The organism is Halomonas sp. 707D4 (assembly GCF_024158685.1).
Taxonomy (GTDB): domain Bacteria; phylum Pseudomonadota; class Gammaproteobacteria; order Pseudomonadales; family Halomonadaceae; genus Vreelandella.
Map to the genome: position 1 here is coordinate 1 of NZ_JAMZBD010000441.1, position 2561 is coordinate 2561.

At 64.2% G+C, this 2561-nt stretch carries 2 protein-coding genes; both read right to left on the reverse strand.

From position 1 onward, the window contains the following. The coding region (locus BIS11_RS14950) for a 5-guanidino-2-oxopentanoate decarboxylase (RefSeq protein WP_253586417.1) at positions 1-937 on the reverse strand (937 nt) is incomplete at its 3' end. Positions 938-964: 27 nt separating this feature from the next. Further along, positions 965-2347: a YjiH family protein gene (locus tag BIS11_RS14955; protein ID WP_253419925.1), complete on the reverse strand. Its 1383-nt coding sequence runs from the start codon at positions 2345-2347 to the stop codon at positions 965-967. Between the last annotated feature and the right edge of the window lie 214 nt (positions 2348-2561).

Consider the following 2561-nt stretch of genomic DNA (forward strand, 5'->3'; position numbering starts at 1 on the left):
GCCCAAGCGTAGTAGCCTGGTTGCGCGCGAGCTGCTCGGCGTCGATATCGACGCGAATCAGCGTACCGCCAAGCCTGAAGCCGTCGTCGAACACCACGTCATAATCGGTTTCACCCAGCTCCGTGCCCACGGCGAGAATCACGTCGGCATCAGAGGCCAGCCGGCGCACCGCGGGGAGTGCTGCGTTGGCGCCGAGATCCAGCGGGTGATCGCGCCCTAAAAGCCCTTTGGCATTGATGGTGGTCACCGTCGGCGCGTCGAGGCGCTCGACCAATGCACGGGCCGCGTGAGCGGCGTCTTCGCACCCGCCGCCCAGCAGCACCAGCGGGCGCTTCGCCGCCGTCAGAAGCCGCGCCGCCTCGCGAAGGCCCTCCGGGTCCGGCGCGGCGCGGTAGAGACGAGGCGCCTGCCAGCCTGCGGGCGGCGTGACCGGCGCGTCGAACAGGTCGATGGGAATTTCGATATGCACCGGCCCCGGACGCGCCCCTCTGAACACCGCGAAGGCACGGGCCAGCACCTCCGGCAGCGTGTCGGCGTCGAGCAGCGTATGGCTGAAGCGCGCCACGCCGCTGATCACCTGTTGCTGGCTTGCGAGTTCGTGAAGCCGCCCCTGGCCGAGCCCCAGTGTATCGCGGCGGTTGACGCTCGAGATCACCAGCATCGGAACCGAGTCCGCCAGGGCCTGCCCCATGGCGGTGGCGATATTGGTCATGCCGGGGCCGGTGATGATCAAACACACCCCGGGCTTGCCGCTGGCGCGAGCGTAGCCGTCGGCCATGAAGCCCGCGCCCTGCTCATGGCGCGGTGTGACGTGGCGGATGCCACCGCCTTCGAGACCTCGGTAGAGTTCCACCGTGTGGACGCCGGGAATACCAAAGAGCGTGTCGATGCCGTAGGTATCGCGCAGAAGGCGAATCAACAGCTCGGCGCAGGTCATCGTATCGTGAGCCTTCATGGCGCCTCCTTAAAAGAACAACGTGTGCGCCATCAGCGCGATGATCGGCAGCGTGATCGCGGTGCGCAGCAGAAAGACCGCCGCCAGCTCCCACAGCGCGATGGGGATCTTCGATTTCAGCAGCAGCGCGCCGATTTCGGACATGTAGACGAGCTGGGTCATGGAGAGGCACGCGATCACGAAACGGGTGAGCTCGCTGTCGATGTTGGTGGCCAGCACCGCCGGCAGGAACATGTCGGCAAAACCGACGAGCGTGGCCGGGGCGGCGGCCTGGGCTTCGGGAAGGCGCAAGAGCTCGAGTACCGGCACCATCGGGTAGGAGAGCCAGGTAAAGAGCGGCGTGAACTCGGCCAGAATCAGCGCCACGGTGCCGATCGCGAACACCAGAGGCAGAAGCGTCAGAAAGATATCGATGACATTGATCAGCGCCAGCTTGGCAAGCTCGGCCGGCCCCGGCGCGCTGGCGGCGCGGTTTGTCGCCTGCTGCAGGCTGTAGCGAAAGAGCCCGGCGCGGCCGGTGTTCTCTTCGCGAATCTGGCAGCCCACCGGCTCATGGTAGTCGTCGGCCTTGAGCGACAGCGGCGGAATGCGCGAGACGATGACCGCGGCGATCAGCCCGGAGACCACCACGGTGAAGTAGAACGGCACGAACATATGGTTCAAGTCGACGAAGTTGACTACCAACAGGCTGAAGGCGATGGAGGCCACGGAGAAGTTGGTGGCGATCACCGAGGCCTCACGGCCGCTGTAGAAGCCCTGTTCGTACTGTTGGGAAGTGATCAGCACGCCCACGGTGCCCGAGCCCATCCAGGAGGCGGTAGCGTCGATGGCGCTGCGCCCGGGAAGGTTGAAGATGAAGCGAAACGGCTTGCGCACCAGGCTTCCGATGAACTCCATGAAGCCGAACTCGACCAGAAACGGCAGCAAAATCGCGGCGAAGAAGAAGAACGTCAACAGCACCGGCGCCAGGTCGTTGAGCATGACCCCGCCGGTGAACGAGGCGGTAACAAATTCCGGCCCGATCTGAAAGTAGGTCATCACCACGAAGACGGCGCCCAGCACGCGCAGCACCACCCAGATAAGCCCCACCTGAAACATGTCGCCAAAATGGCCGCCCCGAGCCCAGGCGGGGTTGGCGGCCTTCACGTAGAGCGTGACGATAACCGAGACGCACAGCACCACCATGGCGATCAGCGGCAGCGCTTCGCCGAGTAGCGTCTGCAGGCCGTCGGCCATCATTCCCATGCCGATGTTGACCGAGTCACCGGTTTGAAACGGCACCAGAAACAGCAGCACGCCGATGATCGACGGAATCAGGAACTTGAGCAGATGGCGGCGCGGGATGGGTCCGCCCGCATCGTGCCCAGCGCGTAGCGTTTGAGAGTCATACATGATAGTCACCTGTTGGGAATGATTGTTGACGGTGAGCTGGTGGCGTCATGGCGAAAGATGGGATCTTCCTTGTTATAAAATCGGGGTGATGCTTGGCGAGGCACCGGACCGGCAACCCCGCCACGGCCACTCCTGACGCTTCACTCCCCTCTCTTCACACCGGGCAGCACGCAGAGCATTTCATACAACAGCGTGGCGCCCATCAGCGCGGTAT

What these genes read in the sequence shown, in the direction of transcription:
- BIS11_RS14955 (WP_253419925.1), bottom strand. Translation starts at nt 2,347, where the DNA reads ATGTATGACTCTCAAACGCTACGCGCTGGGCACGATGCGGGCGGACCC.